This is a genomic window from Iodidimonas nitroreducens (assembly GCA_000710935.1).
In the GTDB taxonomy this organism is placed as follows: Bacteria; Pseudomonadota; Alphaproteobacteria; order Sphingomonadales; family Rhodothalassiaceae; genus Iodidimonas; species Iodidimonas nitroreducens.
On the sequence record BAYV01000041.1, the window covers coordinates 52,303 to 65,970 of the forward strand.

General features: G+C 58.8%; 11 protein-coding genes and 1 other RNA gene. 9 read left to right on the forward strand and 3 right to left on the reverse strand.

Annotated features, from left to right (window positions below):
• Positions 1 to 30: 30 nt before the first annotated feature.
• Positions 31 to 264 (forward strand): hypothetical protein, encoded by a 234-nt coding sequence (locus tag AQ1_RS11795; RefSeq protein ID WP_052371251.1) that lies wholly within the window; start codon positions 31 to 33, stop codon positions 262 to 264.
• Here AQ1_RS11795 and AQ1_RS11800 read toward each other — a convergent pair whose 3' ends face one another.
• Entirely contained in the window at positions 265 to 3,423 is a 3,159-nt protein-coding gene (locus tag AQ1_RS11800; protein ID WP_161760598.1) for an efflux RND transporter permease subunit, read from the reverse strand.
• 4 nt (positions 3,424 to 3,427) lie between these two features.
• Positions 3,428 to 4,669: an efflux RND transporter periplasmic adaptor subunit gene (locus AQ1_RS11805; RefSeq protein ID WP_042087521.1), complete on the reverse strand. Its 1,242-nt coding sequence runs from the start codon at positions 4,667 to 4,669 to the stop codon at positions 3,428 to 3,430.
• Between the two features lie 199 nt (positions 4,670 to 4,868).
• Here AQ1_RS11805 and AQ1_RS15190 point away from each other — a divergent pair, with 199 nt between their 5' ends.
• Positions 4,869 to 5,528: a TetR/AcrR family transcriptional regulator gene (locus AQ1_RS15190; RefSeq protein ID WP_042087522.1), complete on the forward strand. Its 660-nt coding sequence runs from the start codon at positions 4,869 to 4,871 to the stop codon at positions 5,526 to 5,528.
• Between the two features lie 21 nt (positions 5,529 to 5,549).
• Here the strand turns inward: AQ1_RS15190 and AQ1_RS11815 are convergent, their stop codons facing one another.
• On the reverse strand, positions 5,550 to 5,816 hold the full coding sequence (locus tag AQ1_RS11815; RefSeq protein WP_150007026.1) for a hypothetical protein: 267 nt from the start codon (positions 5,814 to 5,816) through the stop codon (positions 5,550 to 5,552).
• 175 nt (positions 5,817 to 5,991) lie between these two features.
• Between AQ1_RS11815 and rnpB the strand changes: the two genes are divergently transcribed.
• The 7 genes from rnpB to AQ1_RS11845 form a co-directional block, all read left to right on the forward strand.
• Positions 5,992 to 6,388: RNase P RNA component class A (gene rnpB / locus AQ1_RS14700), an RNA gene on the forward strand.
• A gap of 442 nt (positions 6,389 to 6,830) precedes the next feature.
• The gene (locus tag AQ1_RS11820; RefSeq protein ID WP_042087572.1) at positions 6,831 to 7,313 is read left to right on the forward strand and encodes a division/cell wall cluster transcriptional repressor MraZ; all 483 of its coding nucleotides are present in this window, start codon (positions 6,831 to 6,833) and stop codon (positions 7,311 to 7,313) included.
• Positions 7,310 to 8,329: a 16S rRNA (cytosine(1402)-N(4))-methyltransferase RsmH gene (rsmH, locus tag AQ1_RS11825; protein WP_042087528.1), complete on the forward strand. Its 1,020-nt coding sequence runs from the start codon at positions 7,310 to 7,312 to the stop codon at positions 8,327 to 8,329. Before AQ1_RS11820 ends, rsmH begins: the two co-directional genes overlap by 4 nt.
• Positions 8,326 to 8,913: a cell division protein FtsL gene (gene ftsL / locus AQ1_RS11830; protein WP_042087530.1), complete on the forward strand. Its 588-nt coding sequence runs from the start codon at positions 8,326 to 8,328 to the stop codon at positions 8,911 to 8,913. The genes rsmH and ftsL overlap by 4 nt, the downstream gene beginning before the upstream one ends.
• Positions 8,910 to 10,595 carry a peptidoglycan D,D-transpeptidase FtsI family protein gene (locus AQ1_RS11835; protein ID WP_042087532.1) on the forward strand — a complete coding sequence of 562 codons (1,686 nt, stop codon included), beginning with the start codon at positions 8,910 to 8,912 and terminating at the stop codon, positions 10,593 to 10,595. Before ftsL ends, AQ1_RS11835 begins: the two co-directional genes overlap by 4 nt.
• Positions 10,592 to 12,073, forward strand: coding sequence for a UDP-N-acetylmuramoyl-L-alanyl-D-glutamate--2,6-diaminopimelate ligase (locus AQ1_RS11840; RefSeq protein ID WP_042087534.1), 1,482 nt, complete (start codon positions 10,592 to 10,594; stop codon positions 12,071 to 12,073). Before AQ1_RS11835 ends, AQ1_RS11840 begins: the two co-directional genes overlap by 4 nt.
• Positions 12,070 to 13,668: UDP-N-acetylmuramoyl-tripeptide--D-alanyl-D-alanine ligase (locus tag AQ1_RS11845; protein WP_052371253.1), on the forward strand; the 1,599-nt coding region annotated here is incomplete at its 3' end. The genes AQ1_RS11840 and AQ1_RS11845, both read left to right, overlap by 4 nt.

The window sequence follows — 13,668 nt, forward strand, 5'->3', positions numbered from 1 at the left end:
AGCGGGTGCTGATTAAAAAGGAGAAACGCCATGGGCGTGTTTGAGATGGTTGTTCTGATCGTGCTGATTGCCACCATTGGCGAGGTGCTGAAAAATCGCAACAAGACCAAAAACAGGATGCAGGATCTGGAAAGCCGACTGAAAGAGCTGGGGGTGGCCGATCAATTGCAGCGCATCGATCAATTGGAAGAACGTGTGCGCACACTTGAACGAATCGCAACCGATAAAGGCGCCCGCCTGAGCGCCGCCATCGATGGGCTGTGATCATTCCCCGGCACGGCTGAGCAGATCGGGCGATGCACTGGCCAGTTCATCCTGCCTGCTCTGGCTTTTCCGCCCCAGCATCAGCTTGAAGGCAGCGGGCGCAAAATAAAATGAGACGATCATGGTGAAAAGTGCACCGCCCGCAATGGCCACGGCAAAGGGGGGCCAAAAGCTGCTGGGCGATAGGATCAGGGGCATGAACCCGCCCACCGTGGTGAGGGTGGTGGAAATGATATGCCGCCCGGTGGACATCACCGCATGGATGATCGCCTCATCATCGCCATCCATCGCGGCGGGATCATTTTTCAGTTCCGATAAAATAACGATAGAGGCATTGATGGCCAGCCCGATCAGCCCCATCAGGCCCACGATCACCACAAAGCCCAAAGGATAGCCAAAAACCCACAGGGATAAGAGCCCAAGCCCTGCGGCCTGAATGGCCGATGCAAAGGTGATGGCAGCCAGACGAAAGCTGTTGAAGGTGAGGACGATGGCAATCACCATCAGCACCCCCAGCACGCCCGCTTGTGCCATCAATTTGCCCACGGCTTCGTTGCGTTCTTCGCTTTCCCCGCCATAATCGATGCTATAGCCCGGGGGGACCGAGAAATTGGCGGCGTCAAGACGCTTGTTCACTTCGGCAAAGGCTGTTTCGGGCAGAATATCGGGGGGGATAAAGCCCTGTACCGTGTTGATCCGTTCGCCATTACGGCGGGGGATTGATCCTACCGATGGCTTGACCTCGAGCCGGGCCAAAGCGGTGAGCGGCACGCTGGAAAAGCTGCCATCGGCTTCGCGATTACTGATCCCGGGGACCAGTTCCAAAGCCCGCAGCCCTTCAAGGCTGGTTCGGCCTTCATTGCTGGTTCTGATCCGCACCGGCACATCTTCGGTTTCTTCGATGATCGAGCCGCCCGATGCCCCATCCACCGCCGCGCGAATCTGATCGGCAATCATCCGCAGATCGATGCCAAGGGTGGCGGCGGCGCGTTCATTGGGAACGATGGTGATTTCCGGTCGCCCCACTTCAAGGCTGGTGCTGCTGTGGATGATACTGGGCACCGATGCCATCACCCTGCGCACCTGTTCGCCCAATTCGCGCAGGGTTTCGATATCCGGCCCATGGATGCGGATTTCCACCGGGGCATTATAGGGGGGGCCCTGTTCCAGCTTGCGCACCAGCGTTTGCACATGGGGATAGGCGCGATCAAGGCGATCCTGATAGCGACCGATCATGCGATCCGCCGCGGCGGGGCTTGTGGCGGTGATCATGGCCTGAGCATAATTGGCCGCGCCATCACGATTGGTGAGCAGATTATAATAAAATTTGGCAGCGCTTTGGCCGATATACCAATGTGCCGACAAAAGATCGGGATCTTCGGCCAGCCGGGCATGGACCTCTTCGACCAACTGGCGGGTTTCTTCGATGCTGGCTTGGGCCGGCAGGGTCATTTCAATATGAAATTGATCGCGATCAGCCGGCGGAAAAAATTGTTCATCGAGGGTGCTGGCCAGCAGCAGGCCCATCAGGGGCAGGGCGCTGGCAATAAGCAATGAGGCGCGGGGATGGTTCATCGACCAGTGCAGCGAGCGGCGAAAAGCCAGCCGAATGGGCTTTGCATCCACCCCATCGCGCCACCATGTGCGGCTGTGATGTTGGCCTTGGGTGGCATCCTGCACCGGATCGGATCGGGTGAGCACCCGCCCGGCCATCGCGGCGATGATGGTGAAGCTGATGATATAGCTGGTGATCAGGGCGGCGATCACACTGGCCGAAATGCCGCCCACAAATTCACCGGCATTGCCGGGCATCAGGATGATCGGCATGAAGGCGATCACCGTGGTGACGGTGGACCCCATCAAAGGCAGCCATAATTTGCGGATGGTGCGGGCCACGGCCTGGGATCGCCGCTCGCCCCGTAAAAGGCGGCCCTGCACCTCATCGGTGACGACGATGGCATTATCGACCATGATGCCAAGGGCGACGATCATCCCCGTGACCACCATCTGTTCGATCTGAAAACCCAGCAGATTGAGCACGGCCAATGATGCAAGGGCGGCGAGCGGCAGAATCGATCCGGCAATGAATGACGCTTTCCAGCCCAAAGTGACCAGCAGTACAATGATCACGATAAAGGCGCTGTAGATCAGATTCTGCATCAGATCCGATAGCCTTTGATGGGTATATTGCGCCTGATCGAAAATGATATCGGCGGTGATATTTTCCGGCAGGGTGGCCTGATAGCTATCGAGCATCGATTGCACTTTTTCCATCCAGCCATCGATGCGATTGTCTTCCAGCATCCGGGCGGCCACCACCACCCCATAATCGCCGGAAAGATAGGCAAGGCTATCGGGAGGATCGCGGTGCGTGCGCTCAATCTTTGCCACATCGCCCAAAGTGGCGATGCCGGTATCGGCATTGGTGGAAATGGGAATGGTGCGGATGCGCTCTAAGCTGTCAAAGGCCCCATCCACCGAAATCACATAGCGATTATCTTCGCCCGATAATGTGCCGGCGCTGTTTTTGCTATCGGCAGCAAACACGCGATTGGCCACATCCAAAGCCGACATGCCCATGGCCGCCAGCATATCATCATCGATGGTGACCGCGATTTCTTCGCTGGGCAGCCCGAAGGTGCGCACAAAATCGGTGCCGGGAATATTGCTCAGGCGGGTATCAAGCTCGCGCGCATGGCGGCCCAGAATGGCATAATTGGGGGCGCTTTCCCCATGCCAGACAAGGCCGATGATGGCGGTGAAGGAATAAAGCCGATCATCATCATAAACCGGATCGGCGGCTCCTTCGGGCAGATCGGTCAGTTCGGCCAGCTTGTCGCGCAAAAGGGCGGAAACGCGATCCACATCCTCCACTTCGTCTTTCATTTCGATGGTGATGAACGACAATCCCACCCGCGAACTTGATGAAATATCATCGACTTCCGCTACTTCGCGCAGCTTGCGTTCGATTTTTTCGGTCACCAGCGCCTCAACCCGGGCGGCACTGGCTCCGGGGAAACGGGTGATCACGAAAGCCACCCGATTTTCCATATGCGGATCTTCAAGGCGCGGCATGGTGGTGATGGCGGCACTGCCTGCCACCATGATCAAAAGCAGCAAAAGAATGATCAGGCGCGGATAGCGATAAAGACTGCCCATCATCCTAGCCTTTTTGTTCGGTTTGGGGGGATTGGGCTTCTGATGGATCGGCTGTCCCGCCATCGAAATGGCTGGTTTTCACCACCTCTACCCGCTTGCCGGGGGCAATGCGGGCAACCCCGCCATCGATCAGCCGATCCCCATCCGATACCGTGCCCGAAACAAAGGCGCGATCATCGGTGCTATGCAGAATCTGGACATTTTCAAAAACGATCCGTTCATCGCCCGCATCGGTTTCGATCACCTTATAAACCCGCCACAGGCCGCGCACATCGGCGGTCAGCGCCCGCAGGGGAACCCAAAAGCCCGGGGTTTCCACCGGCTCTTCTATTTCGGCGGTCACCAGCGATCCATCGGCGATCAGATCGGCAACATCGCCGGTGATATCAAGGGTGACAAGGGCCGTGCGGGTGGACCCCCGCACCAAAGGCACCACGCTTTTTACCCTGGAAAAAACCAGATGGTCATCCTGCGTTTTCAAGGGCACATGATCGCCCGATTGCAAGCGATGGGAAAAATCGAGGGGCATCCCCACTTCGGCTTCAAGGCTGCCCCCCTCGATCAGATTAAGAACCGGCGTGCCCGCTGCGATGATGCTGCCCTCATCGCGCAGGCGGCGGGAAATGATCCCATCGAACGGTGCGCGCAACACCGCTTTTTCCAGATCGACCTCGATAGAATTGAGCGCGGCGGCGGCGCTGGTTTGCCGGGCCAGAGCCATATCCGTATCGGCGATGGCATCATCCAGCCTTTGTTCGGTCACATGGCCTTGTTTGTACAGCGCGCGGATGCGCTCCACGGTTTTACGGCTGAGCAAAAGATTGGCTTCGGCTTCGGCGAGGCTCGCTGCCAATTCCGATTTGCGGGCCATCAGCCGATCCGTATCGAGAAAAGCCAGCGCCTGCCCTTTTTCGATGCGCGCCCCATTATCCACGGTGATCTGATTGATGATGCCGCCATTATCAAAGGCCAGATCCACCGCCCGGCGCGAAACCACCCGCCCGGTGAAGCCCCGGGCGATTTCATAATGCGCCTGCATATCCACCACCAGCACGGAAACCGGCATGGCCCGTTCTTCCGCCCCTTGATCACCAGAGCCCGCCAAAGGCGACAGGCCCTTGCCCATGCCATCGAGAATGATGAGAAAGGCAAGCCCGATCAGCGCCAAAAGCCCGGCGGCCATCGCCAGCTTTTTCCAGACAGAAGGGGAAAATCTGTGCCAAAGCGGTGAAGAAGAATCGGTCATGCCGTTGCTATCCAAAAAAGGGGCCTATCAGCCACAGGGTCAGCCTATCCATCGTGCTCAGAACCAGCCTGTGATCAGAAAAGAGACGATCCGTCCTTTGAGAATCGCGCTCTTCCTGGGCCTTGCTCTTCCAACAGTCTCGCTTTATAACAAAACTGGACTTTATAGTCCAATAAATAAATTTGAGGGTTTTGTCTGGATGAAACAGCAGCCGGAAAAAGCGAAAAGCGATTGTTTGGCGGTGCGCGGGCGGCCGCGCAGCACGGATAAGCATCAGGCCATATTGGATGCCGCCGGGGATTTGTTTTTGGAAATGGGGTTTGATCGGGCGGCGATGGATCAGATTGCCCAGCGGGCGGGCGTTTCAAAACAAACGGTCTATAGCCATTTCACCAATAAGGAAGGGCTTTTTCGGGCGGTGATCAAACATCGGGTTACGGAATTTTTTCCTGATGATCCGGTGGCAGGGGCGGCCCCCCGATCTTTGGAAGATCGGCTGCGCGAGATTGGGCGGCGCTATGTGACATTGGTGGTGTCTGAAGATGCAGTGGCTTTGTTCCGGCTTTTGGCGGTGAATTGCGAAAGCCATCCAAAGCTTGTGGAGATGTTTTTTGAAGAAGGCCCCGGGCGGCTGGCGGCGGGCATTGAAAAAGTGCTGGCCCATGCGGCGGCGCAAGGGGCTTTTACGTGCGAGGACAGGGCCGAGGCGACCCGGCTTTTTGGAACCCTGATGCGCGGCGATCTGCATCTGCGGCGCACCTTGGGGATCGAACCCCCCCTTTCGGCCAGTGCCATCGATGATCATGTGGCCCGGGCGGTGCGGATTTTTCTGGATTGTTATCGCCATGATGAAAGCTGATCATGAAGGCTGATGGGGGCCTTATTGCGGGGCGGCTTCAGGGATGGGATGAAGCGCAGGCTGGGCATCGCTGGTGCGCATGTGGCGGCTGTTATCGCGATCCCCGGGCAGGCCATCGGGAAATTGCTTTTTGATGCTTTGGCTGTCTGGCCCCATGGGCATATCAGAAAAGATCGGGTCCACTTCCTTGCTGGAAAACCAGCTGCACCCGGCCAGCATCACAGACATGACGGCAATGCCCAAAAGCCGGATCGCTTTGCCCGCCGCGATTTTATGTGCCTGCGCCATCTCGCCAATTCCCTTAAAGATCAAAATCAGGGAGGAATTTGCCTCATCTGCTCCGCTGGCGCAAGGCCGCTTTGGGGCCATGTCGCTTCTGAGAACGGCGATCAGATGATTTTCGGGACATGCGCGGGCGATTGATCTTGATCTCTTTCTTTTTATGGCTCATCTGAGAAGCGCGCCAGATGGCCGGACGGCCGCGCGATCCGCTTGGCGGATTTCGAGGAAAGTCCGGGCTCCACAAAGATACGGTGCCGGGTAACGCCCGGCGAAGGTGACTTCAGGGACAGTGCCACAGAAAGTAAACCGCCCGGCCCCCTGCCTTGCAGGACCATGGTGCCGGGTAAGGGTGAAAGGGTGCGGTAAGAGCGCACCGCCGCGTTGGTAACAGGGCGGGCATGGTAAACCCCACCGGGAGCAAGATCGAATAGGGACGGCATATGGCCTTGTCTTTGGGCCGTCGTCCGGGTTGATCGCTTGAGGCTGTCGGCAACGGCAGCCCTAGAGGAATGGTCGTCGCCCTGTTTGGTTGCGATCAAACAGGGGCACAGAACCCGGCTTACAGGCCATCTGGCGCATTATTCCCAAATATTGATGAATGCATCTGAAGATGTCGAATCGTGTCATCTTCATCAGGGCTGCCGACTCGGTGGCCAGCCACGCTTTGGCGGCACTTTTTCCAAAATATCACAAGATGTTTCGATAAAGCGCATAATCAGGATGTGATATAGAACATAGAAAGAACGAATACCAAAAAAGGCTTTGATCCCGATGGTTTCGGGCAAGTCTTTGCCATGGTTTCATTTCTTTTAATTTAGCCTGATTTGTCCGCACTCTTAAGACATTGCTGTGAAAGACCGGCCCAAAGCCCTCAAAAGCACTGCAAAAAGGGCTTCATCCCATTGCGAACCATATTGTGGCATGGTATCCCATAGAAACCCAAAAAAAATCAGGGGCAACAGCAATCACGCATCTTTGGGCTCAGCTTTCGAGATGCACAAACAGGGATGGCAGCGGGGCATGCGCTTCACAGCCAATTACAGCAATAAGGTGGATGCCAAGGGGCGGGTTTCCGTTCCTGCGCGCTATCGTGCCTTGCTGGAACGCAGTGAATTCAGCGGCATCGTGGTTTATGAAAGCTTCAAGCTGCCCTGTCTGGAAGCCAGCTCCCGCGAATATATGGATGAATTGTCGCAAAGGCTGGCCGAAGATTTCGGCGCTTTTGAAGATGAAAAGGAAGCTTTGGCCGCAACGATTCTGGGGGCCGCTTTCGATCTGCCTTTTGATGGCGGCGGGCGGATTTTGCTGCCGCAATCCCTGATGCAGTTTGCCTCGATCACCGATATGGCGGTGTTTGTGGGCGTGGGCGAAAAGATCCTGATCTGGGAACCTGCGGCGTGGGAAGCCTATCGCGATGCCCAGCGCGAAAAGGCTCGGGCCGCCGCCATGCGCCTTGGGGCCATGCGCCCCCGCGCCCCCAGCCCCGGCGGAGACGGATCATGAGCAAAGCCGCCCGCAAAATTCCGGGCCGCGCCAAGCCCCATCATGGCCATGTGCCGGTGATGTGCGATGCCGTGATCGATGCGCTGGTGCCCACAGATCAGCCCTTGCCTGCCAATGCCCGTTTCGTTGATGGAACATTTGGTGCCGGGGGCTATAGCCGGGCTTTGCTCGATCGATCACCCCAGATCAGGGTTTATGCCATTGATCGCGATCCCGAGGCGATTGCCCGCGGGGCCGAGATGCTGCGCGCCTATGAAGGGCGGTTCCGTCTTCTGGAAGGTCGCTTTTCCGAGATGGAAGCCCTGTTGCGCGATCTTGATGTGCACAAGCTGGCGGGCATTACCCTTGATATCGGGGTTTCATCCTATCAGCTTGAAACCGCCGCCCGGGGCTTTTCCTTTCAGCTTGATGGGCCTTTGGATATGCGCATGGGGGGCGAGGGGCCATCGGCGGCGGATCTGGTGAATGGCAAAAGCGAGGAAGAGCTTGCCGACATCATCTATCATCTGGGCGAAGACCCCCGCGCCCGGAAAATCGCCCGCGCCCTTGTGGCGGCGCGAGCCGAAACGCCGATCACCACCACTTTGCAGCTTGCCGAGATCATCGCGGCCACCGTGGGCCATGGCCCCCATGGCAAAAAGAAAATCCACCCTGCCACCCGCAGTTTTCAGGCTTTGCGCATTGCCGTCAATGATGAGTTGGGCGAGCTTTCCCGCGTGCTGTGTGCTGCCGAGCGGCTTTTGGCGCCGGAAGGGCGGCTTGCCATCGTTGCCTTTCATTCTCTTGAAGATCGGATCGTCAAAGCCTTTCTGGCCGAGCGCGCAGGGCGCCTGCCTGCCGGATCTCGGCATCGCCCGGCTGTACCCGATGATCATCCGGCCCCCAGTTTTTATCTGCCCAAAAAGGGGGCGATCAAACCCACAGCGCAGGAAATCTCGAGCAATCCCCGGGCGCGTTCGGCGCGTTTGCGGGTGGCTGTTCGCACCGATGCGCCCGCTTGGAAGGATGCCGCATGAGACAATTTCTGATCATTCTTGCGCTTTCATTCGTGATTCTTGCGGCGGGTGGCCTTTATAAAGTGAAGCACAGCGTGGAAAACCGTCGCGCGCATCTGGCGGCTTTGGAGCAGCAGATTCTGGACGATTCCGAAGCCGTGCGGGTGCTGGAAGCGGAATGGGCCTATCTCGCCAGCCCGCAGGCTCTTCAGGATGTGTCGGTACGGACCTTGAGCCTGCGCCCGGTTACTCCTGATCAGGTCCTCGCTTCCCTCACGTCCTTGCCTTATCGTATGGAAGGGCGGCTTTTGGCCCAAGCCACACCTGATAAAAGGGTGGGCGATGATATTTTCCATGTGCCTTCGCCCCGGCATAAACCTGTGGCCCCCGCTTTGCCCCAACCGGAGATGCCACAAGCTGAAACACCAGATCGCTATGCCGCCGCCGATCATCGGCTGATGGCGGACGATCTGCAGGCTGCCGTCAACAGGGCGGCTTTCAAGGTCCGGGCCCCATCGCCCGCCGAGGTGGAGACGAAACGTGATCCGGTTGATTTTGCCGCGCGAATCCAAAGATCTCTCGACCAAATCGGGGGGCAAAGATGATGTCTTTGCGCGTCAGTTTGGATGGCGCGCGGGCAACAGCCATCGAAAAGGCGCGGCAGCGTCTTGTAGTGGTGGCTGTGATGTTTGGCGTGGTTTTTTCGGTGATGGCCCTGCGGATCGTTGATCTGGGCCTGTTTCAGGCCGTTTCCGAAACCCGCTACGCCGCCCAAAGCTTTTTGACCCCAACGGCTTTGCGGGCGGATATTGTGGATCGCCATGGGGTGGTTTTGGCCACCAATCTCAAGACCGCATCGCTTTATGCCGATCCCATGCGCATACTGGAACCAGAACAGGTGGCGGCGAAACTGTCGCGCCTGTTTCCCGATCTGGTGGAAGCGCAACTCCTGCAAAAGCTGCAGGGCAATGGCCGCTTTGTGTGGCTGAAGCGTAAACTCACCCCCAAACAGATGTGGCAGGTGAATGCTTTGGGCCTGCCCGGCCTTGCTTTTCAAGAGGAAGAAGAACGGATTTACCCCCAAGGGCGGCTGGCCGCCCATGTGCTGGGCTTTACCGATCCTGATGGCCGGGGGCTGGCCGGGGTTGAACATTATTTCGATGCCCGCTTATCGGATATGGATAAGGTGGATGAGCCTTTGGCGCTGTCGGTGGATGTGCGGGTCCAGCACGCCCTGATGGATGAAGTTCAGCGCAGCGTTGATCGTTTTTCGGCCATTGGCGGGGCCGGATTGGTGATGGATGTGCGCAGCGGGGAATTGCTGGCCATGGCCTCGGTCCCCGATTTCGATCCCAATGAACCGGCAGCGTCGCCTGAGCAGGCTTTTTTCAATCGGGCGAGCCAGGGGGTGTATGAGCTTGGCTCCACCTTCAAGGCTTTTACCCTTGCCATGGCTTTGGAGGCGGGCACGGCGACGATTGCCAGCCATTATGATGCCAGCGAGCCGATCAAGGTCAGCCGGTTCACCATCCGCGATGATCATCCCCAGAACCGGGTGCTGAGCCTTCCCGAGATTTTTGTTCATTCCTCGAATATCGGGGCGGCCAAAATGGCGATGGAGGTGGGCACCGAGGCCCAGCAGGATTTTTTATCGCGTTTGGGGCTTTTGCGCCCGGCCAGCCTTGAATTGGCGGAAGTGGGGCATCCTTTGGTGCCGGATCGCTGGCGCGATATTGCCACCATGACCATCGCCTATGGCCATGGCATTGCGGTGAGCCCGGTGCAATTGGCCAGTGGTTTGTCGGCCATGGTCAATGGCGGCGATCTTCATCCTGCCACTTTGCTGGTTAAATCTGCCGATCAAAAGGCAAAGGGCAGATCGGTGATTTCAGAAAAAACCAGCGCCACCTTGCGCACCCTGATGCGGCTGGTGGTGCAGAAAGGCACGGCCCAGCAGGCCGATGTGCCGGGCTATCGGGTGGGTGGCAAAACCGGCACGGCGGAAAAAGCCGTGGGCGGCGGCTATGCGCGGAAAGCGCTGCTCTCGTCTTTTGCCGGGATTTTTCCCATGGATGATCCGCGCTATCTGGTTTTCGTGATGATCGATGAGCCGCAGGGCATCAAATCCACCTGGAATTATGCCGGTGGCGGCTGGACGGCAGCCCCCACGGTTGCGGATGTGATTTTGCGGATCGCCCCGCTTTTGGGGGTGAGGCCCCATGAAGAAGACAATGGTCCCTTCCAGCAGGCGGCGTTCGTCATCGAAGATTCAAGGAAAAAACCATGAGCGGGGGGGCCTCCATCCGCCGCCCGCTGGCCGCCCTTTTGGGGGTGCGGGGCGATGCCGGACAGGTCATTACCGGCCTCACCGCCGATAGCCGCAAGGTGCGCCCGGGTGATCTTTTTGCGGCCCTTCCCGGCAGCCGCGCCGATGGCCGCCAGTTCATTGATGACGCGATTGCCCGGGGTGCGGTGGCGATTTTGGCCCCCGCCGATGATCAGGCAAGCGATCATCAAGCCGGGGCGGCTGTGAGTTTTTTGTTCTCATCCCGGCCCCAGCGCCGCTTTGCCGAGATGGCAGCGGCTTTTTATGGCGCCCAGCCACAAAATATCGTGTGCATCACCGGCACCAATGGCAAAAGCTCGGTCGCGAGCTTCTGCCGCCAGCTTTGGTGTACCCTTGATCTGCGCGGGGCCAGCATCGGCACTTTGGGGGTGGAAAGCGAAAGCCTCAGCCGCCCCGGTGGCCTGACCAGCCCCGACCCCGTCACTTTTCATGAAACGCTTCATGATCTGGCGGCCCATGGTATCACCCATGTGGCGTGCGAGGCATCAAGCCATGGGCTGGTGCAATATCGGCTGGATGGCTTGCAGCCCAAAGTGGCGGCCTTTACCAATCTCAGCCGGGATCATCTTGATTATCACCAGAATATGGAAGCCTATTTCCACGCAAAAGCCCGGCTTTTCAGCGAAGTGCTGGTTGCCGATGGCGTGGCGGTGATCTGGGCGGATAGCCCGGCGGGCCAGCGGATGATCGATCTGGCCAAAGGCCGCGATCTGGCCGTGATCACCGTGGGCCGGGGTGCGGATTGCGATCTGCATGTGCGGGCCATTGATCCCACCGCCGAAGGCCAGCGCCTTTCCATCCGCTATCACGATCAGGACCATCAGATCGATCTGCCGCTTTTCGGCGGGTTTCAGGCTGAAAATGCCCTGCTTGCAGCGGCCATCCTCTGCGCGCTTTCGGCGTCTCCGGCTGCCGTTTTCAAGGCCATGGAGGGTTTGAAGCCGGTTTTGGGGCGGCTGCAATGGGCCGGGGATAAAGCGGGTGGTGGCAGGGTTTTCGTTGATTATGCCCATACGCCGGGCGGCCTTGAAACGGTTCTGGAAGCCCTGCGCCCCCATTGCAGCGGGGCTTTATCCGTGGTGTTTGGCGCAGGGGGGGATCGGGATCGCGGCAAGCGGCCAGCCATGGGGGCGGTGGCCCATCGCTATGCGGATCGGGTGATCATCACCGATGATAATCCCCGTACCGAAGATCCGGCGGCGATCCGCAAGGCGATTATGGAAAGCTGCCCGGATGCGCTCGAGATCGCTGATCGCGCCCGGGCGATTTTTAATGCCATCAACAAGCTAAGGCCCGGCGATATTCTGGTGATTGCAGGCAAGGGTCATGAAAATGGCCAGATCATCGGCGATCACATCCTGCCCTTTTCCGATCTGGAACAGGTGCAAAAAGCCTTATCACAAAGGACCGGCCCATGATCAGGCAGCCTTTATGGACAGCGCAGGAAATTCTGGCGGTTACCGGGGGCCGCAGCCATGGCCATGATCTGGGGGGCGCGGAGGGGCGCTGGTTTGTGGATGGGGTGGCGATCGATAGCCGCGAGATCATCCCCGGCGATCTGTTCATCGCCTTGGCGGGCGCGCACAGCGATGGCCATGATCATGTGGCGGCGGCTTTTGAGGCGGGGGCGGTGGCGGCTTTGGTCAGCCGACCGGCGGCCGAACTGGCCCCTAATGATCCAAGGCTGGTTTATGTGGATGATGGCCTCGCCGCCCTTGATCGCCTGGCCCGGGCAGCGCGCAAACGCATGGTGGGGCGGGTCTGCGCGGTGACGGGCAGTGCCGGCAAAACCAGCGTGAAAGATATGCTGAGCAAGGCCTTGGGCCGCGATACGCTCACCCATGCCAGCTTCAAAAGCTTTAATAATCGGGTGGGCGTGCCTTTGTCATTGGCGCGGATGCCCCGGGAAACCGCCTTTGCCGTTTTTGAATTGGGGATGAATGCCCCCGGTGAAATCGCTCCTCTTTCGCGCCTTGTGGCCCCGGATCTGGCGATCATCACCACCATCGGGCTTGCCCATGCCGCCGGGTTCGAGGCGGGCGGTGAACATAGCCCGGACGTGGCGGATGACCAGACGATCAGGGCCAAAAGCCTTGATGCCATTGCCGCTGAAAAAGCCGCTATTTTTGCGGGCCTGAAGCCGGGCGGGCAGGCGATTTTAGCCATCGATCACAGCCATGCTGCCTTTTTGATCGAGGCGGCTAAAGCGGCCAAAGCCAGTATCACCAGCGTTTCATTCGATGATCGCACTGCCGATGTGCATGTGCACCGCCTTTATGAAGATGAAAGAATGAGCTGCCTCACCGCCAATCTCGATGATCTGCGGTTGAGTTTTCGGCTCAATATGCCCGGCCGGCATTGGGTTTTGAATGGCCTGATGGTTTTGGCCGCCGTGCGGGCCTTGGGTGGCGATCTGGGGATGGCGGCTTTGGGGCTGGCGGATTTCCGACCCGGGCGCGGGCGCGGGCGGGCGCTTTTCATGGATCTGGGCGATGGTCCTTTTTGCCTCATCGATGATGCCTATAATGCCAATCCGGTGTCTTTGGGGGCAAGCCTTGGGGTGCTGGCCCGGCGGCCTCAGGACAAGGGCGCGCGCCGGATCGCGGTGCTGGCGGATATGGCCGAATTGGGGGCCACCGCCGCTGCCTGCCATCAGGCGCTGATCCCCGATCTGAAGGCAGCCCGCCTTGATGCCGTGATCGCTCTTGGCCCTTTGATGCAGGATGCCGCTCGCAAGGCTGATCTGGCGGTGCGGCGGGCCGATAGCCCCGAACAGGCTCTCAATCTTCTTTTGCCGATGCTGAATAAAGGCGATGTGGTTTTGGTGAAGGGGTCTCGTTCGGCGGGCCTCGATCGCCTTGTTTCCGACCTTTTGGCGTTGGCCCATCAGGTGCACAACCAGCAGATGGAGGATCGCAGATTGCAGGCGAGCCGGCCCGGCGCAGCCCCCCAGATCGCGCCAATGGCCTTTGATCCCGCCGGTTATGGCCCCGCCGGTTATGGCCCCCCCAGT